Genomic DNA, 18,681 nt, shown 5'->3' with positions numbered 1-18,681 from the left:
CTGATCGACACGGCCAGTAACTGTGAGTGGACGGATCGGGGTGTCCCTATGCGGATCTCGGATGTGCTGCGCAGCAAGGGTTCGACCGTGGCGACGGTCGAGCCCGGGCTCTCGGTCGCCGGGCTGGTCGCCCAGCTGGCCAGGCACAACGTCGGCGCCATGGTCGTCACCAAGGACGACAAGGTGGTCGGCATCGTGTCGGAGCGTGACGTCGTGCGCCAGTTGCACGAGCGCGGCACCGCCCTGCTCGACTCCCGGGTCATGGACATCATGACCACCTCGGTGGTCACCTGCCTGCCCACCGACAGCGTCGACAGCCTGGCCGCCACCATGACCGAGCGCCGGATCCGGCACATGCCGGTGGTGCAGGACGGCACCCTGATCGGCATCGTCAGCATCGGCGACGTCGTCAAGAGCCGGATCGGCGAGCTGGAAAGCGACCGCGAGCAACTCGAGTCCTACATCGCCGGCGGCTGACCGGTTGCGGTTTCCGCCGAACCCGAACCGGCGTCTCGGTTGCCGGAATCGGGGACTCGCGCACGTTGATCGGCGGTGTTGAGCGTGCGGGTTGGCCGGACGGCAGAATTGGCGGCGTGAAGAAGCAAGGGCTGCGACCGGCACTCCCCCCGTCCGAGGATCTCGAGCGGCTGCTCGGCGGCGCGCACCACGACCCGCATTCGGTCCTTGGCGTGCACTCCACCGACGCCGGAACCACCGTGGCCAGGGCACTGCGGCCGGAGGCCAAGAACGTCACGCTGCTGGCCGGCGAGCGCCGCCATCCGATGGAGCACGCGGGCGACGGGCTGTTCGTGACCGAGCTGCCCGAGCCGCCCGGCGAGTACCTGCTCGAGATCGACTACGGCGGCGACCCGGTGCTGGTGGACGACCCGTACCGCTGGCTGCCCACGCTCGGCGAGCTGGACCTGCACCTGTTCACCGAGGGCCGGCACGAGCAGTTGTGGGACGTGCTCGGCGCGCACGTGCGCTCCTACGACACCCCGACCGGGGCCGTCGCGGGCACCTCGTTCGCGGTCTGGGCGCCCAACGCCCGTGGCGTGCGGGTGACCGGCGACTTCGACGGCTGGGACGGCCGGGCCAACCCGATGCGCTCGCTGGGCTCCTCCGGGGTGTGGGAGCTGTTCGTCCCGGGCCTGCCGGCCGGCACCCGGTACAAGTTCCGGCTGCTCGGCCAGGACGGTCGCTGGCACGAGCGGGCCGACCCGATGGCGTTCGGCACCGAGGTTCCGCCGGCCACCGCGTCCGTGGTGACCGTCTCCGAGTACCGCTGGACCGACGCGGACTGGCTGACCCGGCGGGACGCCACGCACTGGGTCGCGGCGCCGATGAGCATCTACGAGGTGCACCTCGGCTCGTGGCGCCCGGGCCTCGGCTACCGGGAGCTGGCCGACCAGCTCGGCGACTACCTCGCCGAGAACGGGTTCACCCACGCCGAGCTGCTGCCGGTGGCCGAGCACCCGTTCGGCGGCTCGTGGGGCTACCAGGTCACCTCGTACTACGCGCCGACCGCCCGGTTCGGCACCCCGGACGAGTTCCGGCACTTCGTCGACGCCCTGCACCAGCGCGGCATCGGCGTGATCATGGACTGGGTGCCCGCGCACTTCCCGAAGGACGAATGGGCGCTGGCCCGGTTCGACGGCACCCCGCTCTACGAGCACGCCGACCCGCACCGCGGCGAGCACCCCGACTGGGGCACGCTGGTGTTCGACTTCGGCCGCAACGAGGTGCGCAACTTCCTGGTGGCCAACGCCCTGTACTGGATCGAGGAGTTCCACATCGACGGCCTGCGGGTGGACGCCGTCGCCTCGATGCTCTACCTGGACTACTCCCGCGAGGAGGGCCAGTGGAGCCCCAACGTGCACGGCGGCCGGGAGAACCTGGACGCGGTGCGGTTCCTGCAGGAGCTCAACGGCACGGTCTACAAGCACCACCAGGGCATCGTCATGATCGCCGAGGAGTCGACGGCGTGGCCGGGCGTCACCGCCTCCACCCGGGTCGGCGGCCTGGGCTTCGGGTTCAAGTGGAACATGGGCTGGATGCACGACACGCTGCGCTACGTCGGGCACGATCCGGTGCACCGCTCGTTCCACCACAACGAGCTCACCTTCTCGTTGATGTACGCCTGGAGTGAGAACTACGTGCTGCCGCTCTCGCACGACGAGGTGGTGCACGGCAAGGGCTCGCTGTGGGGCCGGATGCCCGGCGACGACTGGAACAAGGCGGCCGCGCTGCGCGCCCTGCTGGCCTACATGTGGGCGCACCCGGGCAAGCAGCTGCTGTTCATGGGCGGGGAGTTCGGGCAGATCGGCGAGTGGTCGGAGGGCCACTCGCTGGACTGGGACCTGCTCGGCGACCCGCGGCACGACGGGCTGCGCCGGCTGGTGGCCGACCTCAACGCGGTCTACCGGAACACCCCGGCGCTCTACGCCGCGGACAACCGGCCCGAGGGCTTCTCCTGGATCGACGCCAACGACTCGGGCAACAACGTGGCCAGCTTCCTGCGGTTCGCCCCGGAGCAGCCGGGCGCGGAGCTGGCCTGCGTGGCCAACTTCGCCGGCGTGCCGCACCACGACTACCGGATCGGGCTGCCCCGGGCCGGCCGCTGGCGCGAGGTGGTCAACACCGACGCGGAGCCCTACGGCGGGTCCGGGGTCGGCAACCTCGGCGCCGTGCACGCCGAGCACCGGCCCTGGCACGGGCGGCCGGCCTCGGCGTTGCTGCAGCTCCCGCCGCAGGGGGTGGTGTGGCTGGTCCCCGAGTAATTCCGATGCGGCCCCACGGCGGCGCCCGGGCCAGGCACACTGGACGGGTGCACATCCTCCGAGCAGCCGTACTGATCACGGTCGTCGCCACCCTGGCCGCCTGCACCACCGCGGTGGAGGGCAGCCCGGTGACCGACGGCTCGGTGGTGACCAAGCACGACTCGAACACGCCCGTCGTCGACCCGTCGTTCGTGAAGAACACCGACGGCAGCGAGATCGACATGCTGGCCGCGACCGTGGTCACCGACGTGCTCAGCTACTGGCGGCAGACCTTCCCGGCCACGTTCGGCTCGCCGTGGCAGGACCTGTCCGGCGGGTTCTACTCGGTGGACACCGCGCGCGAGGAGTCCGATGCGCCGCCGTGCGCCCGGCGGTCCATCGACGTGGAGGGCAATGCGTTCTACTGCCCGACCGAGGACGTGATCGCCTGGGACCGGGCGGCGCTGCTGCCGGTGCTGCGGGACCGGTTCGGCGAGGCCGCGGTGATGCTGGTGCTGGCGCACGAGATGGGCCACGCGGTGCAGCGCCGGGCCGGGCTCACCGTGGCCGAGCAGCGCCGCAACCCGGAGAAGTTCCCGACGATCCTGGTCGAGGCGCAGGCCGACTGCTACGCCGGGGCGTTCGTGCGCTGGGTGGCCGACGGCAAGGCGGAGCACCTGCAGGGGTCCAAGGACCGGCTGGACTCCGCGCTGGAGTCGCTGATCACGTTCCGGGACCCGATCGGCACCGAGGCGACCGACAAGGGCGCGCACGGCGACGCGTTCGACCGGGTGTCGGCGTTCCAGGACGGCTTCGACCAGGGCGTCAAGCTGTGCGCCGACATGAGCGTGGAGAACCGCACGTTCACCTTGCGTGGCTTCCTCAATCCGGACGACGCCCAGCGCGGCGGCAACCTGCCGTTCGAGCAGTTGCTCGACGCGATCAAGGACGACCTCAACACGTACTTCCAGACCGTGGTGGTCGGGCCGCAGGGCAAGCAGTGGACCGCGCTGCCGCTCAAGCCGGTCGACGACAAGCCGGACTGCTCCGGCGACCAGGGTCCGGTGGCGTTCTGCGCGAAGAGCACCGAGATCAACGTGGCCACCAAGGGCGAGCTGCCGGAGCTGCACACCGACATCGGCGACTACGCCACCGGCACCATCCTGGCCAGCCGGTTCGGGTTGGCCGCGCTGGCCAGCCTCGGCAAACCGCTGGACGGCCCGGACGCGCAGCGCCAGGTGCTCTGCCTCGCCGGCGCCTACACCGGCACGCTGATCACCCGGACCCAGGGCTTCACCCTGTCCCCCGGCGATCTGGACGAGGCGATCCAGGTGCTGCTGCGGTTCGACTACGCCGGCCGCGACGGCGCCGGAAAGGCGATTCCGACCGGGTTCGAGCGGGTCTCGGCATTCCGCGGCGGCGCCGTCCAGGGCGTACCGGCCTGCCGCCTGGCCTGAGCTGTCGCTTTCGCCGCGACTGTCCGCAATGCGCCCCGGGGTCTCCGGCGCGACAAGTAGGGTGCCTCTAGAGAACCCCTGGGAAGGACGAACATTGCGGACGTTACGGCTGACCCTCGCGCTGGCGGCGACGGTTGTCGCGGTGTTACCGATCGCGGGGTGCTCCACTGCGGTACCGGGAACCGCCCTGGGGATCGGTGAGATCGACACCAAGACGGTGGGCGGCAAACCGGTCACCGACGGGCCGACCGGACCGCGCGAGGGGGTTCCGGACGCCGAGCTGGGGTTCGAGAACGGCGACGGCGGCGAGATGGACCGGCTGGCCATCAACGCACTGGCCGACATCTACGACTACTGGTCCGAGCAGCTGCCGGCCAACTTCGACGGGGAACAGTTCCAGCCGCTGCGCCGCCTGATCTCCTACGACTCGGACGGCAAGGCGATCAAGATCTGCGGCCAGAGCACGGCGCAACTGGTCAACGCGTTCTACTGCGGCCAGGACGACAGCATCGCCTGGGACCGCGGCCAGCTGCTTCCGTTGCTGGACAAGCAGTTCGGTCCGATGGCGGTGGTGACCGTGCTGGCCCACGAGATGGGCCACGCGATCCAGTACCGGCTGCTGGAGAAGAGCAACATCAGCCAGACCACGCCGACGATCGTCAAGGAGCAGCAGGCCGACTGCTACGCCGGCAACTTCTTCGCCTACGTCGCCGATGGCAAGGCCAAGCACTTCCAGCTCAACAGCGGCGAGGGCCTGAACAAGGTGCTGGCCACCATGTTCTTCATCCGCGACCCGGCCGGCCTTTCGGCCAACACCCGCGGCGCGCACGGCCTGGCCTTCGACCGGGTGTTCGCGTTCCAGGAGGGCTACACCAAGGGCCCGCGCCGGTGCGCCGAGATGGACTCCGACGAGATCAACAGCCGGATCGCCGAGAAGAAGCGCACCGAGCAGGACGAGCAGAGCAAGGGCGAAGCCCCGATCGACGACGCCGAGGTCTTCGACGAGTTCAAGAAGAGCCTGGACGAGGCCTTCAAGGACAACGCCAAGGCCACCCCGCCCCAGCTCAAGGCCGACGGCGCCCGGTGCCAGAACGGCTCGGCCACCTCCCCGGTCGCCTACTGCCCCGACCAGCACGTGGTCGCCATGGACATGGCCAAGCTCAAGCAACTCGCCACCCCACCCAAGCGCAACGAGCAACCGGGCGAGAACGGCGCCGGCATCGGCGACTTCGCGGCGTTCGCCGAGATCGTCTCCCGCTACGCCCTCGGCATCCAGAAGTCGTTGGGCGCCCCCCTCGAAGGCGACGAAGCCGGCCTGCGCACCGCCTGCCTGACCGGCGCCTGGACCGCCTTCGTCGACAAACCCCAAGAGGGCACCCGAATCCGCCTTGCCGTCGGCGACCTGGACGAAGCCGTCGCGGAACTCTTACGCGACAACAGCCTCATCGCCGCCGACGTCAAGGGCCAGCAGACCATCATCGGCTTCGCCCGCGTCGAAGCCTTCCGCATCGGCTACTTCGACGGCTCCGGCCGCTGCACCAACATCGGCAACTGAGGCCCCACCCAGCGAGTCCGCGGTGGAGTCAGAACAGGGCGCTGGCCAGTTCGCGGCGGGCCTTCATGACGCGGGGGTCGTCGGGGGCGAAGAGCTCGAACAGGCTGACCAGGTGGGTGCGGGCCTTTTCGCGGTCGTCGCCGGAGGTGCGGCGGACGGCGCCGATCAACCGGCCGAAGGCCTGCTCGACCTGCTGACGTGCGATCTCGATGTCCGCGGCGGACAGTTGGGCGTCGAGGTCATCGGGCGAGGTGTCGGCGCGGACGACGACCGACGGATCGGTGGACTCGGCGCGGGAGAGGAACTGGACCTGCACCAACGCCGCCTTGGCCTGCTCGTTGCCGGGTTCGGCGGCGAGGATGGCCTGATAGGACTGCTCGGCGGCCGCGTAGTCGCCGCGGGCGAGGGCGTCCTCGGCCAGCGTGAAGCGGTCGTCCTCGGGTTCGGCGGCGGGCTCGGCGGCGGTGTCCGGCGCGGCGGACGGGTCGGCGGGGGCCGCGCCGTTCTCGGCTTCGCGGATGCCGGGCAGGCGGTCGCGCAGGGCGTCCAGCAGGCCGTCCAGCCACTGGCGGATCTGCGGCTCCGGCTGGGCCCCGGCGAACGCCTCGACGGGCTGACCGCCGGCGATGGCCACGACCATCGGAATGGACTGCACGCCGAACAGCTGCGCGATCCGCGGGTTCGCGTCAATGTCGATCTTGGCGAGCCGCCACGCGCCGCCGTAGGCCTCGGCCAGGCGCTCGAGCACCGGCGACAGTTGTTTACACGGGCCGCACCATTCCGCCCACAGGTCGACGATCACCGGGACCTGCAACGATCGCTCGATGACCTCGGTCTGGAAGGTGGCCTCGGTCACGTCGATGACGTGTACCCCCGAAGACTGCTGTTCCTGTTGCCCGCCGGTGGTCGCGCCCGCTGCCTCCGCCCTGGCCTTGATCGCGGACAGATCAACCGCACGGGACAGGGCCGCGGACAACGCCGCGGTTTGACGTGGATCTGGCCTTGTCACGGTTCCATCCTGGCATGACCCGGGCCCCGCCTCAGAACTGCCCGCGAATCCCCAACCCGATGTAGAAGCTGCCGGAGTACCCGCTGGCGGTCGCCTCGCCGTCGAGCTTGACGGTCAGGATGCCGTCCATGCTCACCAGCGGCCGGCGCAGCAGATGCTGGATCAGCTCGGTGTCGGCGGACATCTGCCCGCTGCCACCGGCCACCAGGCTGTAGCTGATCCCGGCCTGCAGCGACTGCTCCAGGAAAGTCGTGCTGCGCAGCCGCCACTGGCTCTGCACCACCTGGGTGGCCACCCGGATGTGATCCTCGCTCCAGTTGTGCGGAAACTGCACGCTGGCCTCGTCGAACAGGCTCAGGTGGCCGAACTGCTCGAACGTCCACCCGGCGCCGATGCCGTTCAGCGTGAGGGTCAGCTCTTCCTTGTCGAACGTGAGACGTGGTGGGGTCATGTCATCGCCTCCTCAGGCCAGTGCCGGCGCTTCGTCGCCGAACTCGAGGCCCTCCAACGGGCAGTCGACCTGCTCCTCGATCTCCCCACCGAACTCGATCATGGCGCCGGCCAACCAGTCATCGGCCGGGGCGGGTTCCGAAGTCGCTTCCATGCGGCCAATTTCGCCGATCGCCCGATGGGGCGGCATCGGCGGGCGTGTGACAGTTGGGGCAGCTCAGCCTGCCCTCTCGGCCATCGGCCTGGACAACTCGGCCACGGCCGACAGCCCCATCGGGTTGTTCGCCATCGCCGTGTTGGTCCGCGCGATGTGCAGCGAGAGCGGGGTGAGCAACTCGACCACCCGAGCGGTGTCCGCCGCGCCGATCGCCTGCCACGGCGTGGCGGCCTCGACGTCGGTGCGCTCCTCGACCCAACCGCGCAGCGCGACGCCCGACGCGGTGAGCCCGCCGGCGCCGTCGAGCAGTCCGCGCCCGGCCAGCCGGGCCCGCGCGTCCGCCCACTCCGCCTCCGACCAGCCGCGGGCCAGGCGCAGGTAGCCCGGGTCGAGGCCGCGGTCGGCACCGAACATGACCAGCGTCTCGCACGGGTCGAGGCCGGCGCTGACCAGCGCGGCCACGTGCCCGTCACCGCGCGACTCGCGCAGCAGGGTGCAGGCCTGCCACAGCGTCAGGTGCGGCTCGGCCGGCCAGTCCAGCGAAGCGTTGCCGGCGGCGAGCGGCCGGCCGGCGGTCGGCGCCCGCTCGGCGGCGGCCCGCACCAGGGTCGCGACCTCGGCCAGTTCCGCGCCGTGCAGCGTGTCGGCGGGCAGCATCCGGCGCAACGCGGCGTCCGCGCCGGCCAGCCGGACCCGCAGGTAGTCCTCGGCCGGCGCGATCCGCCAGGCGTCCGGGATCGCCCGGAACACCTTGCTGGGATGGAAGTTGTAGAAGGTCGCGGTCACCAGCTCCGGCGACGCGGCACCGAGCGGCGCGGCGCGCATGCCGAAGTAGCCCATCCAGCCGCCCTTGCAGCCCAGCGCATCGGTGGCGGCCCGGGATTCCGGCGTGAAGTAGGTGACGTCGTGGTAGGTCTCGAACCGCACCCACATCGCCCGCGCGTCGAAGTCCATGCCGGTCACCCTAATCCGGCTACTCCTCGGTCAGGTACCGCTCGACCCGCTCGACCTTGGCGCGGAGCTGACCGGTGTGACCGGGTCGGATGTCGGCCTTGAGCACGAGGCTGACCCGGGCGGCGTGCGCGGCGACCGCCTCCGTCGCGCGCTTCACCACGGCCATGGCCTCATCCCAGGTCGCCGCCTCGATCGTGGTGAACATGGCCGAGGTCTCATTGGGCAACCCCGATTCCCGGACCACCCGCACGGCGTCGGCGACCGCCTTGCCCACGCTCTCCGAGTCGCCGCCGACCGGGCTGACACTGAACGCGATCAGCATGCACGCACCCTTGCGGTACCCACTGGTAATTTCAACCCCCATGAGCCCGCGACCTCTGCCGTTCGATCCGATCGTGCGCGCGGCCGAGCTGTGGGCGGAACGGATCGGCGAGCCGACCACGATGGCCGCGGTCACCAGCATCATGCGGGTGCAGCAGGTGCTGCAGTCCGCCGTGGACACCGCGCTTCGCCCGCACGGCCTGACCTTCGCCCGGTACGAGGCGCTGGTGTTGCTGACCTTCGCCAAGCGCGGCAGCCTGCCGATGCGGGTGATGGGCGACCGGCTGCAGCTGCACCCGACCAGCGTCACCAACATCGTGGACCGGCTGGAGGGCGACGGTCTGGTCAAGCGCACCCCGCACCCCACCGACCGGCGCACCACCCTGGCCGAGATCACCGAGCTGGGCCGCGAGCGGATGACGGCGGCCACCGCAGCGGTCACCGCCGTGGACTTCGGCCTGCGCGGCCTCACCGACCGGCAGACCGCCCAGCTCACCGAGCTGCTGGCCAAGGTCCGCAAGGCCGCGGGCGACTTCACCGACTGACCCGCACAGCATTTCGGCGGCGGCACGCGTGTAGTCACCGGAGGTGACGCATGACGTTCCAGGAGTTCGCCTCGGCCAGTCTCCCCGCGCTGCTGCGGTTCGCCGTGGTGCTCACCGGTGACCGACGGCTGGCCGAGGACGTGGTCCAGGAGGTGCTGCTGCGGGTGCACCAGCGGTGGGCGAAGGTGGGCGCGCTGGACTCGCCCGAGCACCACGTCCGCCGCATGATCGTCAACGAGTACCTGTCCTGGCGGCGGCGCTGGTCCCGGATCGTGCCGCATGCCGACCCTCCGCCCCGGATCGGCCGCGGTTGCACGGTGCTGTTCGACACCCGGGTGGAAGGCCGGCAGCACGTCTACATCCGCCCCGGCGCCGAACGGCTCTACTACAGCCTCCCGATCCGGGTGGCCCCACCGTCGCCTGGGAGTACGCCCCGAACTCGTGGGACCGTGTTCGACGTGGATCCGCGTGGCCGCGCGAACGATCCCCGGGAGATCCTGCCGCGGATCGCCCGTGCGGTGCGGTTCGACCGGACCACGCCGGTGCGCATGCCGTTCCGGATCGGCCACCTGCCGCCCGGTCTGCAGCCGGTCGACGTGCACAACGGCATGCCGGCCGACGGCACGGCCTACGCGTCCGTCCTGCTGAGCGGTCCCAACGGGATGGTCGAGATCGCGGCGATGCCGCACATGAAGATCGACCTGCCGGAAGGTGGTCCACCGTCGATGCGACCCACACTGATCGAGAACCGCTTGGCGGCGATCCGGCCGGCCGCGAACGCCACCGATCCGGCCACCTGGTTCGACGCCGAGGACGCCATCCCGATCCGCTGATCCAACTGGGGGTCTGATCGGGCCGGCCGCGGCGCGCGGCCGGCCCGATCAGCCCTAGTTGTCCTCCCAGCGGAACACCCGGGCGGCGATGAAGCCGATCACCACGGCGAAGGCGAGCAGGATCAGGCACGGGACCCACATGGCGCTGATCGGGCGGCCGCGGACCATGAAGTCCATGACGCCGTCGTTCATGTGGCGCAGCGGAAGGACCTTCGAGACGGTCTGCACCCAGTCCGGGGTCTGGTCGATCGGGAAGAACGTGCCGGACAGGAACGCCATCGGCAGCACCACGATGTTGGCCGCGGCGGTGGCCGCCTCCTCGGTCTTGGCGAACGCGCCGACCAGCATGCCGATCGAGAAGAACGCCAGGACCCCGCACAGGAACACCGGGATGGACAGCCACCAGGTGCCGGTCAACTGCAGGCCGAAGACCGGCAGCAGCCCGACCCCGACGAAGATCAGGGCCTGCACCACCGCGATCGCGATGGTCACCGAGACCCGGGCGGTGAGCAGCGGGGGGACGCCGACCGGGGCTAACCGCAGCCGGCGCAGCACCTGCTTGCGCCGCCAGGAGACCAGGGTCAGCGCGGAGCCGAACACGGCGGTGACCGCGATGCCCCAGGACATGATCCCCGGCGTGAGGAACTGAATCGCGTCCAGCGATTCGTCCTCGACCTGCTCGGCCTCGATCGTGTAGCGCGGCGGCTGCCCGGTCGCCTGCTGGTTGGCTCCGGCCACCACACTGCCGACCAGACCGTTCACGACGCCGGCCATGGCCTGGTCGCTGGCCGCGAACCGCACCGTGACCTGGTCGCCCTGTTCGGCCACCACGGCCGGCAGGTCACCGTCGCGCACCTTCTGCACGGCGGCGTCCAGGTCGTCGAAGCGCTGCGGATCGACCGCGGGGTTCCGCTCGAGGTTCTCGATCACCGTGCCGTTGCCGACCACCGCGATCTCGATCTTCTCCGAGCCGGCGTCCCGGAAGATCAGGCCGAACACCACCAGGAACATCAACGGGAAGACGAACGTGAAGAACAGCGTGGCCTTGTCCCGGAAGAACCCCTTGGCCATCGCCACCGACAAACTCTTGAAGGCCGTCATGAGACCGTCACCTCGCAAGCTCGGTGCCGGCAGCCCCCGCCGCCTCGCAAGCTCGGCGGCGGGGCAGTGTCCATGGATTCGCTCGCAAGCTCGCTCATGCCCGGTACTCCCGTCCGGTCAGCTGCAGGAAGACGTCCTCCAGGGTGGCCGTGCGAACCTGGAGCCCGCCGAGGGCGCCGCGTTCGGACAGGGCGCCGAGGAGCTTGGCCGGCGACCGGGTGATGATGGTCAGCGCGGCGTCGTCGGCGCTCACCTCGTCCGCGCCGGGCAGCTGCTCGGCCTCCCCGGCCGGCAGCACGCCGGGTTCGAGCTGCACCCGGGTCGGCGCGTCCAGCCCGCGCACCAGGCTGGCCGGGCTGTCCATGGCGAGGATCCGGCCGTGGTCCATGATCGCCACCCGGTCGCACAGGATCTCGGCCTCGTCGAGGTAGTGCGTGGTGTAGACGATCGTCTTGCCGCGGTCCTGGATCGCCCGCAGCACGTCCCACAGGTTGCGCCGGGCCTGCGGATCCAGCGCCGCGGTCGGCTCGTCCAGGAACACCACGTCCGGGTCGTGTACCAGGGCGCAGGCGATGGACAGCCGCTGCCGCTGGCCGCCGGAGAGCTTGTCCTCCCGGGTGTCCGCCTTGTCCGTGAGCCCGACCAGCTCGAGCATGTCGGTCACCTTCGCCGCGCCGACCCCGTACAGCGAGCCGAACGTGGCCAGCTGCTCCCGGGCGGTCAGCTTCTCGAAGAACGACGAGGCCTGCAGCTGCACCCCGATCCGGGGCAACAGCGCCATCTTGCGCGGCCACGGCGACTCGCCGAGCAGCCGGATCTCGCCGCGGTCCGGCTCCCGCAGCCCCTCGATGATCTCCAGGATGGTGGTCTTGCCGGCGCCGTTCGGGCCGAGGATGCCGAAGAACTCTCCCTCGGCCACCTCGAACGACACCCCGTCTACGGCCTTCAGATCGCCGTATGCCTTGTGCACATCCGTCGCGACGACTGCCGCGGCCCCCGTTGCTGTCACGGGCGCGACCCTATACGGCCGTGATCGCGAACACGTGCTCCGTCCCGTTCGGCCGGCTCCGGCGGGTCGCGGTTCCGCGCCTGGCCAGGATCGTTGACAACCTTGTCGGTAGGAAGTGACCACCTGAGTCACCATGGTGCGAATATGCGACGCCGTAAAGGTCGGCAGGCCCATTGACAACGCGCGCCACCAAGGTGTGTGATCGCCGGCATCATGACAACGTTGTCCAACCGGCGTGCGACGATGAGCGACGTCGCCCGGCTGGCCGGGGTCAGCATCAAGACCGTGTCCCGGGTGGTCAACGCCGAGCCGGGGGTGCACGCCGACACCGCGAAGCGGGTGCTGGCCGCGATCGACCGGCTGGGGTTCCGGCGCAACCTTGGAGCGCTGAACCTGCGCCGGGGCTCGTCCACCGGAACAATCGGCCTGGTGCTCGAGGATGTGGGCAACCCGTTCTACTCGGGGCTCACCCGCGCGGTCGAGGAGGTGGCCCGCGGCTTCGGCCGGCAGGTGCTCACCGGGTCCTCGGACGAGGACCCGGACCGGGAACGGGAGCTGGCGCTGGAGTTCTGCGCCCGCCGGGTGGACGGGCTGATCGTGGTGCCGGCCGGGCTGCGGCACGGCTACCTGATGCCGGAGATCACCTCCGGGATGCCGGTGGTGTTCGTCGACCGGCCGCCCGGCGACGTGCTGGCCGACACCGTGCTGGTGGACAACATCGAAGGTGCCGCGGCGGCCGTGGCGCACCTGGCCGCGCACGGCCACCGCCGGATCGCGTTCCTCGGCGACGCACCGGACATCTTCACCGCCGCCGAACGGCTGCGCGGGTTCCGGGAGGGCTGCGCCAAGGCCGGCATCCCGTACGACGCCGAACTGGTCGCGATGGGCCCGCACACCGGGCCGAGCGTGCGGGCCACGCTGGACCGTGTCCTGGCCGGCCGGTCCGCGGCCACCGCCGTGCTGACCGGGAACAACCGGATCACGGTGCACGTGCTGCGGGCCGTGGCCGGCGGCACCGGCCGGCCCGCGCTGGTCGGCTTCGACGACTTCGAACTTGCCGACCTGCTCGACCCGCCGGTCAGCGTGGTGTCCCTGCAGCCGGGGACGCTCGGCCGGGCCGCCGCCGAGTTGTTGTTCGCCCGGCTGAACGGCGACACCTCGCCGCCCCGCCGGCTGATGCTGCCGGTGCACCTGGTGCCGCGCGGATCGGGTGAGGTGGAGCCGTCATGATGCCGGTGCGACTTGCGGCCAACCAGCCGCCGCGGTTCTACCGGGGCGGCGCGGAGATCGCGACGCTGCGCGGTGGTGCGCCGGCCGAGTACGGCCCGGAGGACTGGGTGGCCTCGTGCACCACGCTGTTCGGTGAGCCGCTGGCCGGGCTCTCCGCGCTGCCGGACGGCCGCTGGCTGCGCGACGCGGTGCGCGCCGACCCGGTGAGCTGGCTCGGTCCGGACCGCGGCGACGAACCGGCACTGCTGGTGAAGCTGCTCGACGCCGGGCAGCGGCTGCCGGTGCACTGCCATCCGTCCGACGAGTGGGCCAAGGCGCATCTCGGCTCCCGGTACGGCAAGACCGAGGCGTGGATCGTGGTCGGCACCACCACACCGGACCCGACCGTCCACATCGGATTCCGCGAGGACGCCTCGGCCGACGCGGTCGCCGAGTGGGTGCGCCGGCAGGACACGCCGGGCATGCTCGACGCGCTGAACGCGCTGCCGGTTCGGGCCGGTGACACGGTGTTCGTGCCGGCCGGGCTGCCGCACGCGATCGGCGCCGGGGTGTTCATCGTCGAGTTGCAGCAGCCCACCGACCTGTCGGTGATGCTGGAGTGGACCGGGTTCCTGGACAGCGCCGACGGCGGGCATCTCGGCGTGGGCTACGAGACCGCGCTCGGCTGCGTGGACCGGTCCGGCTGGGCGGCGGAGCGGGTGGCCGGGCTGATCCGGCATCCGGCCGGGGACGGGCCGGTGGTGGAGCTGTTCGGCCCGGCCGTTGACCCGTTCTTCCGGGCCCAGCGGATCGACGCGCGGTCCGGCGTGCGCTGCGAACCCGGGTTCGCCGTGCTGGTCGTGCTGTCCGGCGCGGCCGAGCTGACCACTGAGGACGGTGAGCGAATGGCGTTGCGCAAGGGCGACACCGTGGTCGTGCCGCACGCCGCCGGCAGCACGGCGATCGTCGGTGACCTGGTGGCGATCCGCTGCCTGCCGCCCGGTGGTCCGCGATGACCTCGGACGAGCCGGTGCTCGAAGCGGTGGGCATCGTCAAGCACTACGGGTCGGTCGAGGCGCTGCGCGGTGCGTCGTTCGACGTGCGGGCCGGCGAGGTGGTGGCCCTGATCGGCGACAACGGCGCCGGAAAGTCCACTTTGGTCAAGTGCATGGTCGGCGCCGAGCAGGCCTCGGCCGGCACGATCCGGTTCGACGGCGCGCCGGTGTGGTTCAGCTCGCCCACCGCCGCGCGGCGGGCCGGCATCGAGACCGTGTACCAGGACCTTGCGGTGGCCCCCGACCTGGATCCGGCCGCGAACCTGTTCCTGGGCCGGGAGCTGTACCGGCCGGGGCTGCTCGGCATGCTCGGCATGCTCGACAAGGCCGAGATGCGCCGCCGGGCCCGGTCCGAGTTCGACCGGCTCGGCATCCAGTTGCAGGACATGGACGTGCCGATCGGGTCACTGTCCGGCGGGCAGCGGCAGAGCGTCGCGGTGGCCAGGTCGGTGGTGTGGGCGAGCAAGGTGGTGTTCATGGACGAGCCGACCGCGGCCTTGGGCGTGGTGCAGCGGGAACGGGTGCTCGACGTGATCCGCCGGGTGCGCGACGAGGGCATCGCGGTCGTGCTGATCAGCCACAACATGCCCGAAGTGCTCGCCGTGTCGGACCGGGTGGAGGTACTGCGCCTCGGCCGGCGGGTGGCCCGGTTCACCGCCGCGGACGCCACCCTGGAGGACCTGGTCGGTGCCATGACCGGCGCCCTGACCCAGGAGGACGCGGCATGACACCCCTTGGGTCGATCTCACGTCGCCGCTGCGTGCGGAGCCTGTTCGAGCCGCGTGGCCGCCAACCGCACCTAAGGGGAACGGAACGCAACCCAGCCACCGGAACACGCCGAACTCGATGGTCCCGACCCGACGTGACCACAGGAGTTAATTCCGGAGAGGCGGACCGGGCATGACCACCAAGGTTTCGCCGCCGGAGACGCCGGAGGCGCCCGCGGTGCCGCAACGCCGGCTGGGGGCGCGGATCCTTGCCGCGAACACGTTCTGGATCGCGCTGGTGCTGCTGGCGTTGATCGCGGTGTTCAGCGTGCTGCGGCCGGACGCCTTCCCCACCGTGTTCAACTTCCAGCGGCTGGCCATCGAGACCGCGGTGCTGCTGGTGCTGTCCGTCGGGATGACCTTCGTGATCATCACCGGCGGCATCGACCTGTCCGTCGGCTCGGTGCTGATCTTCTCCGGCATGGTGTCGGCGAAGACGATGAACGCCTTGTCCCCCAACGGCAGCGCGATCAACGCCGGCTGGGGCGTGATCATCGTCGGGTTACTGGTTGCGCTCGCCTCCGGCGCGTTCTGGGGTCTGGTCAACGGTTTGCTGATCGCCAGGGCGCGCATCCCGTCGCTGATCGTGACGCTCGGCTCGCTCGGCGCGGCACTCGGCGCCGCCAGTCTGATCAACGACGGCTCGGACATCCGGAGCGTGCCGACCGCGCTGAAACGGTGGCTGGGCTCGGGAACCTCGTTCGGCGGCATCCCGAACCTGGTGATCGTCGCCGCGCTGATCACGCTGGTCGCCGCCTGGCTGCTGCACACCACCCGGTTCGGCCGGTACACGTTCGCGGTCGGCTCCAGCGCGGAGGCCGCCCGGCGGGCGGGCATCGGGGTGACCGGGCATCTGGTGCGGGTGTACCTGCTGACCGGTTTCCTTGCCGGCGCGGCGGGTTTCATGTCGCTCGCGTACTACAGCACCACCGGGATCGCCGCGCACACCACGGACAACCTCAACGCCATCGCGGCCGTGGTGATGGGCGGCACCAGCCTGTTCGGCGGGATCGGCACGATGCTCGGCACCGTGATCGGGGTGTTCATCCCGGCCGTGCTCAAGAAGGGTTTCAACATCGTCGACGTGCAGGACTACTGGCAGATGATCGCGGTCGGCGCGGTGCTGGTTGCCGCGGTGTGGTTCGACCAGCGAAGGCGGCGGGCAAGACAACGGTAAACGGAGGTGTGGACAATGAGGACCGCACGAATCGTAGGGACCGCCATCGGCGCGGTGGTGGTGCTCGCCGGGTGTGGCGGCGGGCAGGTGGCCGGCGAGAACCCGAGTGGCGACGGCGGCAACAAGCAGCTCGTCCTCGTTCCCGGCGTGCAGAACGAGCCGTTCTACATCTCCATGCAGTGCGGTGCCGAGGAGGAGGCGCGCAACGCCGGCTACACCCTGCAGACCAACGCGCCGGCCAAGTTCGACGCCACCCTGCAGGAGCCGATCGTCACCGCGCTCGCCGCCAACAAGCCGGCCGGCCTGCTCATCGCGCCGACCGACGACGTGGCCATGACCGAGCCGATCAAACAGGTCAAGGCGCAGGGCGTGGTCGTCGTTGAGGTGGACACCGCCCTGCAGGACACCTCCGTCGCCGTCTCCACGGTGACCTCGAACAACGAGCAGGGCGGCCGCCTCGCCGCCCAGACCATCGCGCAGCTGACCGCGGGCAAGTCCGGAACCGTGCTGATCCTCGACACCATCGCCGGCACGTCCACCACCAACGCCAGGGCCAAGGGCTTCGAGGACGAGCTGAAGAAGTTCCCCAGCCTCAAGTCCGGCGGCGTCGAGTTCACCCAGAACGAACCCGACCAGGCCGCCTCCAAGGTCACCGCGGCGCTGGCCGCCAAACCCGACCTGATCGGCATCTTCGCCACCAACCTCAACACCGGCGAAGGCGCCGCCACCGGCCTGCGCAACGCCAACAAGATCGGCGCGGTCAACCTGGTCGGCTTCGACGCCAGCCCCACCGAGGTCGAAGGCCTCAAGGCCGGCGAGTTCCAGGGCCTCATCGCCCAGGACCCCGCCACCATCGGCCGCGAAGGCGTCAAGCAGGCCGTCGCCCAGATCGAGGGAAAGTCCGTCCAGCGCAACATCGAGGCCCCCCTCGTCGCCATCACCAAAGAGAACATGACCGCCAACGAGAAGTACTTCTACAAGACCAACTGCTGACCCACTCCACTCGCCCAGTCCGGTGGCCGCGCCGCGGCCACCGGACTGGCCCCCCGACCCGGCCTGCCCTAACCTTTACTCATGCCCGCAGCAGTAAAGCACGACGGAGACGACCCGCCGCCGCGCCGGACCAAGGTCAGCAGCAAGAACCAGGTGACCCTCCCGGTCGCCGCCCTTGCCGCCGCCCACGTGAAGTCCGGTGACATCCTTCAGGTCGAAGTCGAAGGCGACGGCGTCCTCCGCCTGGTCCGCTACCGCGACCCCCGACTCGACCTGCTCGAGGAGATCGCCGGGTCCATGCCCGGACTTGCAGAGCTGACCAACCTCGAAGAGCTGAGGAATGAGTGGGAACGGTAGTCCTCGACTCGAGCCTGGTGATCGCGCTCTTCGACTCGAACGATCCCCATCACACCGCCACCCTCGATGTTCTCCGATCCGGCATCGAGGCAGGTCTGGACTTCTCGTTGCCCGCCAGCGTGCTTTCCGAGGTTCTGGTTGGCGCTACCCGGCACAGCGACGCGGCCGCATCGGCGCGGCGCCATGAACTCCGCCGGCTGTTCGGGGATGTTCGCGTGATCGACAGTGACGTCGCCGTGGCGGCCGCGCGGCTGCGCGCTCGACACCGATCGTTGCGGTTGCCGGATGCTCTGGTGATCGCAACGGCAATCGTGGACGACGCCGAGTCCGTGTTGACCGCGGACAAACGCTGGGCTGACGTGGACAACCGGGTACAGGTGCTGGGGGCTTAGGGCCGTTCCGACCAGCCAAGGGTGCGGATGCCGAGTCGCAGTTCGGGGCGGAACCGGATGACGGCGGCTTCGAGTCGGCGGGCGGATGCGCGGTAGGGGCCGATGTTGTAGCGGTAGGCGTCGGCCTCGCGGAGGTCGGCGAGTTCGGGATGGGCGGCGGCGAAAACCTCCGTGCTGGGGCGGAACTTCACGTGGTAGAAGTCCGTGCTGCCGCGCTGGCGGAGGATCTCGAACGATGCCAGGTCGTCCCAGTTGAGGATGGCGGCGCCTTCCGGGCGATCAAGGGTGAGGCCGACGGGATCCACGAGGATGGCCGCCCTCGGCCGGTTCCGCAGCATGGTGAGCAGGGCGACCCCGAGTCCGCCGATCACCAGCCCGGCCCCGACCAGGGTGATCTGCGCGACGGCGTCGAGCCCGGGAAGGAAGATCGCGGCAACGGAACCGAGGCCGATCAGCACCAGGAGCGCGCCGGTGATCAGGATCAGGCGCCCGAACCGGGCAACCAGGTCGATGACAACGGGTTCCGGTGGTGCGGTGGTCACTCCGGGAACCTACTGGACTTCGCCGACCCGGTGGACCCG

The 18,681-nt window shown here is 70.5% G+C and carries 21 protein-coding genes; 13 read left to right on the top strand and 8 right to left on the bottom strand.

The features are described from left to right. Nucleotides 1–48: 48 nt before the first annotated feature. From VFV67_RS05485 to VFV67_RS05470, 4 genes are all read left to right on the top strand, one after another. Nucleotides 49–477 (top strand): CBS domain-containing protein, encoded by a 429-nt coding sequence (locus VFV67_RS05485; RefSeq protein WP_326467694.1) that lies wholly within the window; start codon nt 49–51, stop codon nt 475–477. A gap of 116 nt (nt 478–593) precedes the next feature. Further along, entirely contained in the window at nt 594–2,780 is a 2,187-nt protein-coding gene (glgB, locus tag VFV67_RS05480; protein ID WP_326467692.1) for a 1,4-alpha-glucan branching protein GlgB, read from the top strand. A 47-nt stretch (nt 2,781–2,827) separates the two neighbouring features. Continuing rightward, complete coding sequence (locus VFV67_RS05475; RefSeq protein ID WP_326467690.1) at nt 2,828–4,216, top strand: neutral zinc metallopeptidase; 1,389 nt, start codon at nt 2,828–2,830, stop codon at nt 4,214–4,216. A 94-nt stretch (nt 4,217–4,310) separates the two neighbouring features. Then, a complete protein-coding gene (locus VFV67_RS05470; protein WP_326467688.1) occupies nt 4,311–5,771 on the top strand; it encodes a neutral zinc metallopeptidase in 1,461 nt (486 codons plus the stop codon). Between the two features lie 28 nt (nt 5,772–5,799). Here VFV67_RS05470 and VFV67_RS05465 read toward each other — a convergent pair whose 3' ends face one another. The 5 genes from VFV67_RS05465 to VFV67_RS05445 all read right to left on the bottom strand — a co-directional run bounded on the left by VFV67_RS05465 (nt 5,800) and on the right by VFV67_RS05445 (nt 8,663). Beyond that, entirely contained in the window at nt 5,800–6,780 is a 981-nt protein-coding gene (locus tag VFV67_RS05465; protein ID WP_326467687.1) for a tetratricopeptide repeat protein, read from the bottom strand. A gap of 31 nt (nt 6,781–6,811) precedes the next feature. Continuing rightward, nucleotides 6,812–7,231 (bottom strand): hypothetical protein, encoded by a 420-nt coding sequence (locus VFV67_RS05460; RefSeq protein WP_326467684.1) that lies wholly within the window; start codon nt 7,229–7,231, stop codon nt 6,812–6,814. A gap of 12 nt (nt 7,232–7,243) precedes the next feature. Continuing rightward, a complete protein-coding gene (locus VFV67_RS05455) occupies nt 7,244–7,384 on the bottom strand; it encodes a hypothetical protein (protein WP_326467682.1) in 141 nt (46 codons plus the stop codon). A gap of 63 nt (nt 7,385–7,447) precedes the next feature. Further along, nucleotides 7,448–8,341, bottom strand: coding sequence for an SCO6745 family protein (locus tag VFV67_RS05450; RefSeq protein WP_326467680.1), 894 nt, complete (start codon nt 8,339–8,341; stop codon nt 7,448–7,450). Between the two features lie 19 nt (nt 8,342–8,360). Continuing rightward, complete coding sequence (locus tag VFV67_RS05445) at nt 8,361–8,663, bottom strand: MTH1187 family thiamine-binding protein (protein WP_326467679.1); 303 nt, start codon at nt 8,661–8,663, stop codon at nt 8,361–8,363. A 40-nt stretch (nt 8,664–8,703) separates the two neighbouring features. Between VFV67_RS05445 and VFV67_RS05440 the strand changes: the two genes are divergently transcribed. Both VFV67_RS05440 and VFV67_RS05435 read left to right on the top strand, forming a co-directional pair. Then, nucleotides 8,704–9,207: a MarR family transcriptional regulator gene (locus VFV67_RS05440; protein WP_326467677.1), complete on the top strand. Its 504-nt coding sequence runs from the start codon at nt 8,704–8,706 to the stop codon at nt 9,205–9,207. Nucleotides 9,208–9,257: 50 nt separating this feature from the next. Next, entirely contained in the window at nt 9,258–10,040 is a 783-nt protein-coding gene (locus VFV67_RS05435; protein ID WP_326467675.1) for a sigma factor, read from the top strand. 54 nt (nt 10,041–10,094) lie between these two features. Here the strand turns inward: VFV67_RS05435 and VFV67_RS05430 are convergent, their stop codons facing one another. Together VFV67_RS05430 and VFV67_RS05425 are read right to left on the bottom strand one after the other, a co-directional pair. Beyond that, entirely contained in the window at nt 10,095–11,141 is a 1,047-nt protein-coding gene (locus VFV67_RS05430) for an ABC transporter permease (RefSeq protein WP_326467674.1), read from the bottom strand. Between the two features lie 94 nt (nt 11,142–11,235). Continuing rightward, nucleotides 11,236–12,150 carry an ABC transporter ATP-binding protein gene (locus VFV67_RS05425; protein ID WP_326467673.1) on the bottom strand — a complete coding sequence of 305 codons (915 nt, stop codon included), beginning with the start codon at nt 12,148–12,150 and terminating at the stop codon, nt 11,236–11,238. A 243-nt stretch (nt 12,151–12,393) separates the two neighbouring features. Here VFV67_RS05425 and VFV67_RS05420 point away from each other — a divergent pair, with 243 nt between their 5' ends. From VFV67_RS05420 to VFV67_RS05390, 7 genes are all read left to right on the top strand, one after another. After that, complete coding sequence (locus tag VFV67_RS05420; protein WP_326467832.1) at nt 12,394–13,380, top strand: LacI family DNA-binding transcriptional regulator; 987 nt, start codon at nt 12,394–12,396, stop codon at nt 13,378–13,380. Continuing rightward, complete coding sequence (locus VFV67_RS05415; RefSeq protein ID WP_326467672.1) at nt 13,377–14,375, top strand: class I mannose-6-phosphate isomerase; 999 nt, start codon at nt 13,377–13,379, stop codon at nt 14,373–14,375. Before VFV67_RS05420 ends, VFV67_RS05415 begins: the two co-directional genes overlap by 4 nt. Continuing rightward, entirely contained in the window at nt 14,372–15,142 is a 771-nt protein-coding gene (locus tag VFV67_RS05410) for an ATP-binding cassette domain-containing protein (protein ID WP_326467671.1), read from the top strand. The genes VFV67_RS05415 and VFV67_RS05410 overlap by 4 nt, the downstream gene beginning before the upstream one ends. Nucleotides 15,143–15,314: 172 nt before the next feature. Beyond that, a complete protein-coding gene (locus VFV67_RS05405) occupies nt 15,315–16,358 on the top strand; it encodes an ABC transporter permease (RefSeq protein WP_326467669.1) in 1,044 nt (347 codons plus the stop codon). A gap of 15 nt (nt 16,359–16,373) precedes the next feature. Beyond that, a complete protein-coding gene (locus tag VFV67_RS05400) occupies nt 16,374–17,351 on the top strand; it encodes an ABC transporter substrate-binding protein (RefSeq protein ID WP_326467667.1) in 978 nt (325 codons plus the stop codon). An 81-nt stretch (nt 17,352–17,432) separates the two neighbouring features. After that, nucleotides 17,433–17,708, top strand: a complete 276-nt coding sequence (locus VFV67_RS05395; RefSeq protein ID WP_326467666.1) for an AbrB/MazE/SpoVT family DNA-binding domain-containing protein — start codon at nt 17,433–17,435, stop codon at nt 17,706–17,708. A gap of 17 nt (nt 17,709–17,725) precedes the next feature. Next, complete coding sequence (locus VFV67_RS05390; protein WP_326467664.1) at nt 17,726–18,100, top strand: PIN domain-containing protein; 375 nt, start codon at nt 17,726–17,728, stop codon at nt 18,098–18,100. Here the strand turns inward: VFV67_RS05390 and VFV67_RS05385 are convergent. Further along, nucleotides 18,097–18,642: a hypothetical protein gene (locus tag VFV67_RS05385; RefSeq protein ID WP_326467662.1), complete on the bottom strand. Its 546-nt coding sequence runs from the start codon at nt 18,640–18,642 to the stop codon at nt 18,097–18,099. The genes VFV67_RS05390 and VFV67_RS05385 overlap by 4 nt on opposite strands. Between the last annotated feature and the right edge of the window lie 39 nt (nt 18,643–18,681).

Source organism: Actinophytocola sp. (assembly GCF_035762905.1).
Lineage (GTDB): Bacteria > Actinomycetota > Actinomycetes > Mycobacteriales > Pseudonocardiaceae > DASYTH01.
Note: the sequence above shows the minus strand (reverse complement) of the source record. Positions and strands in the feature narration are given on the sequence as shown.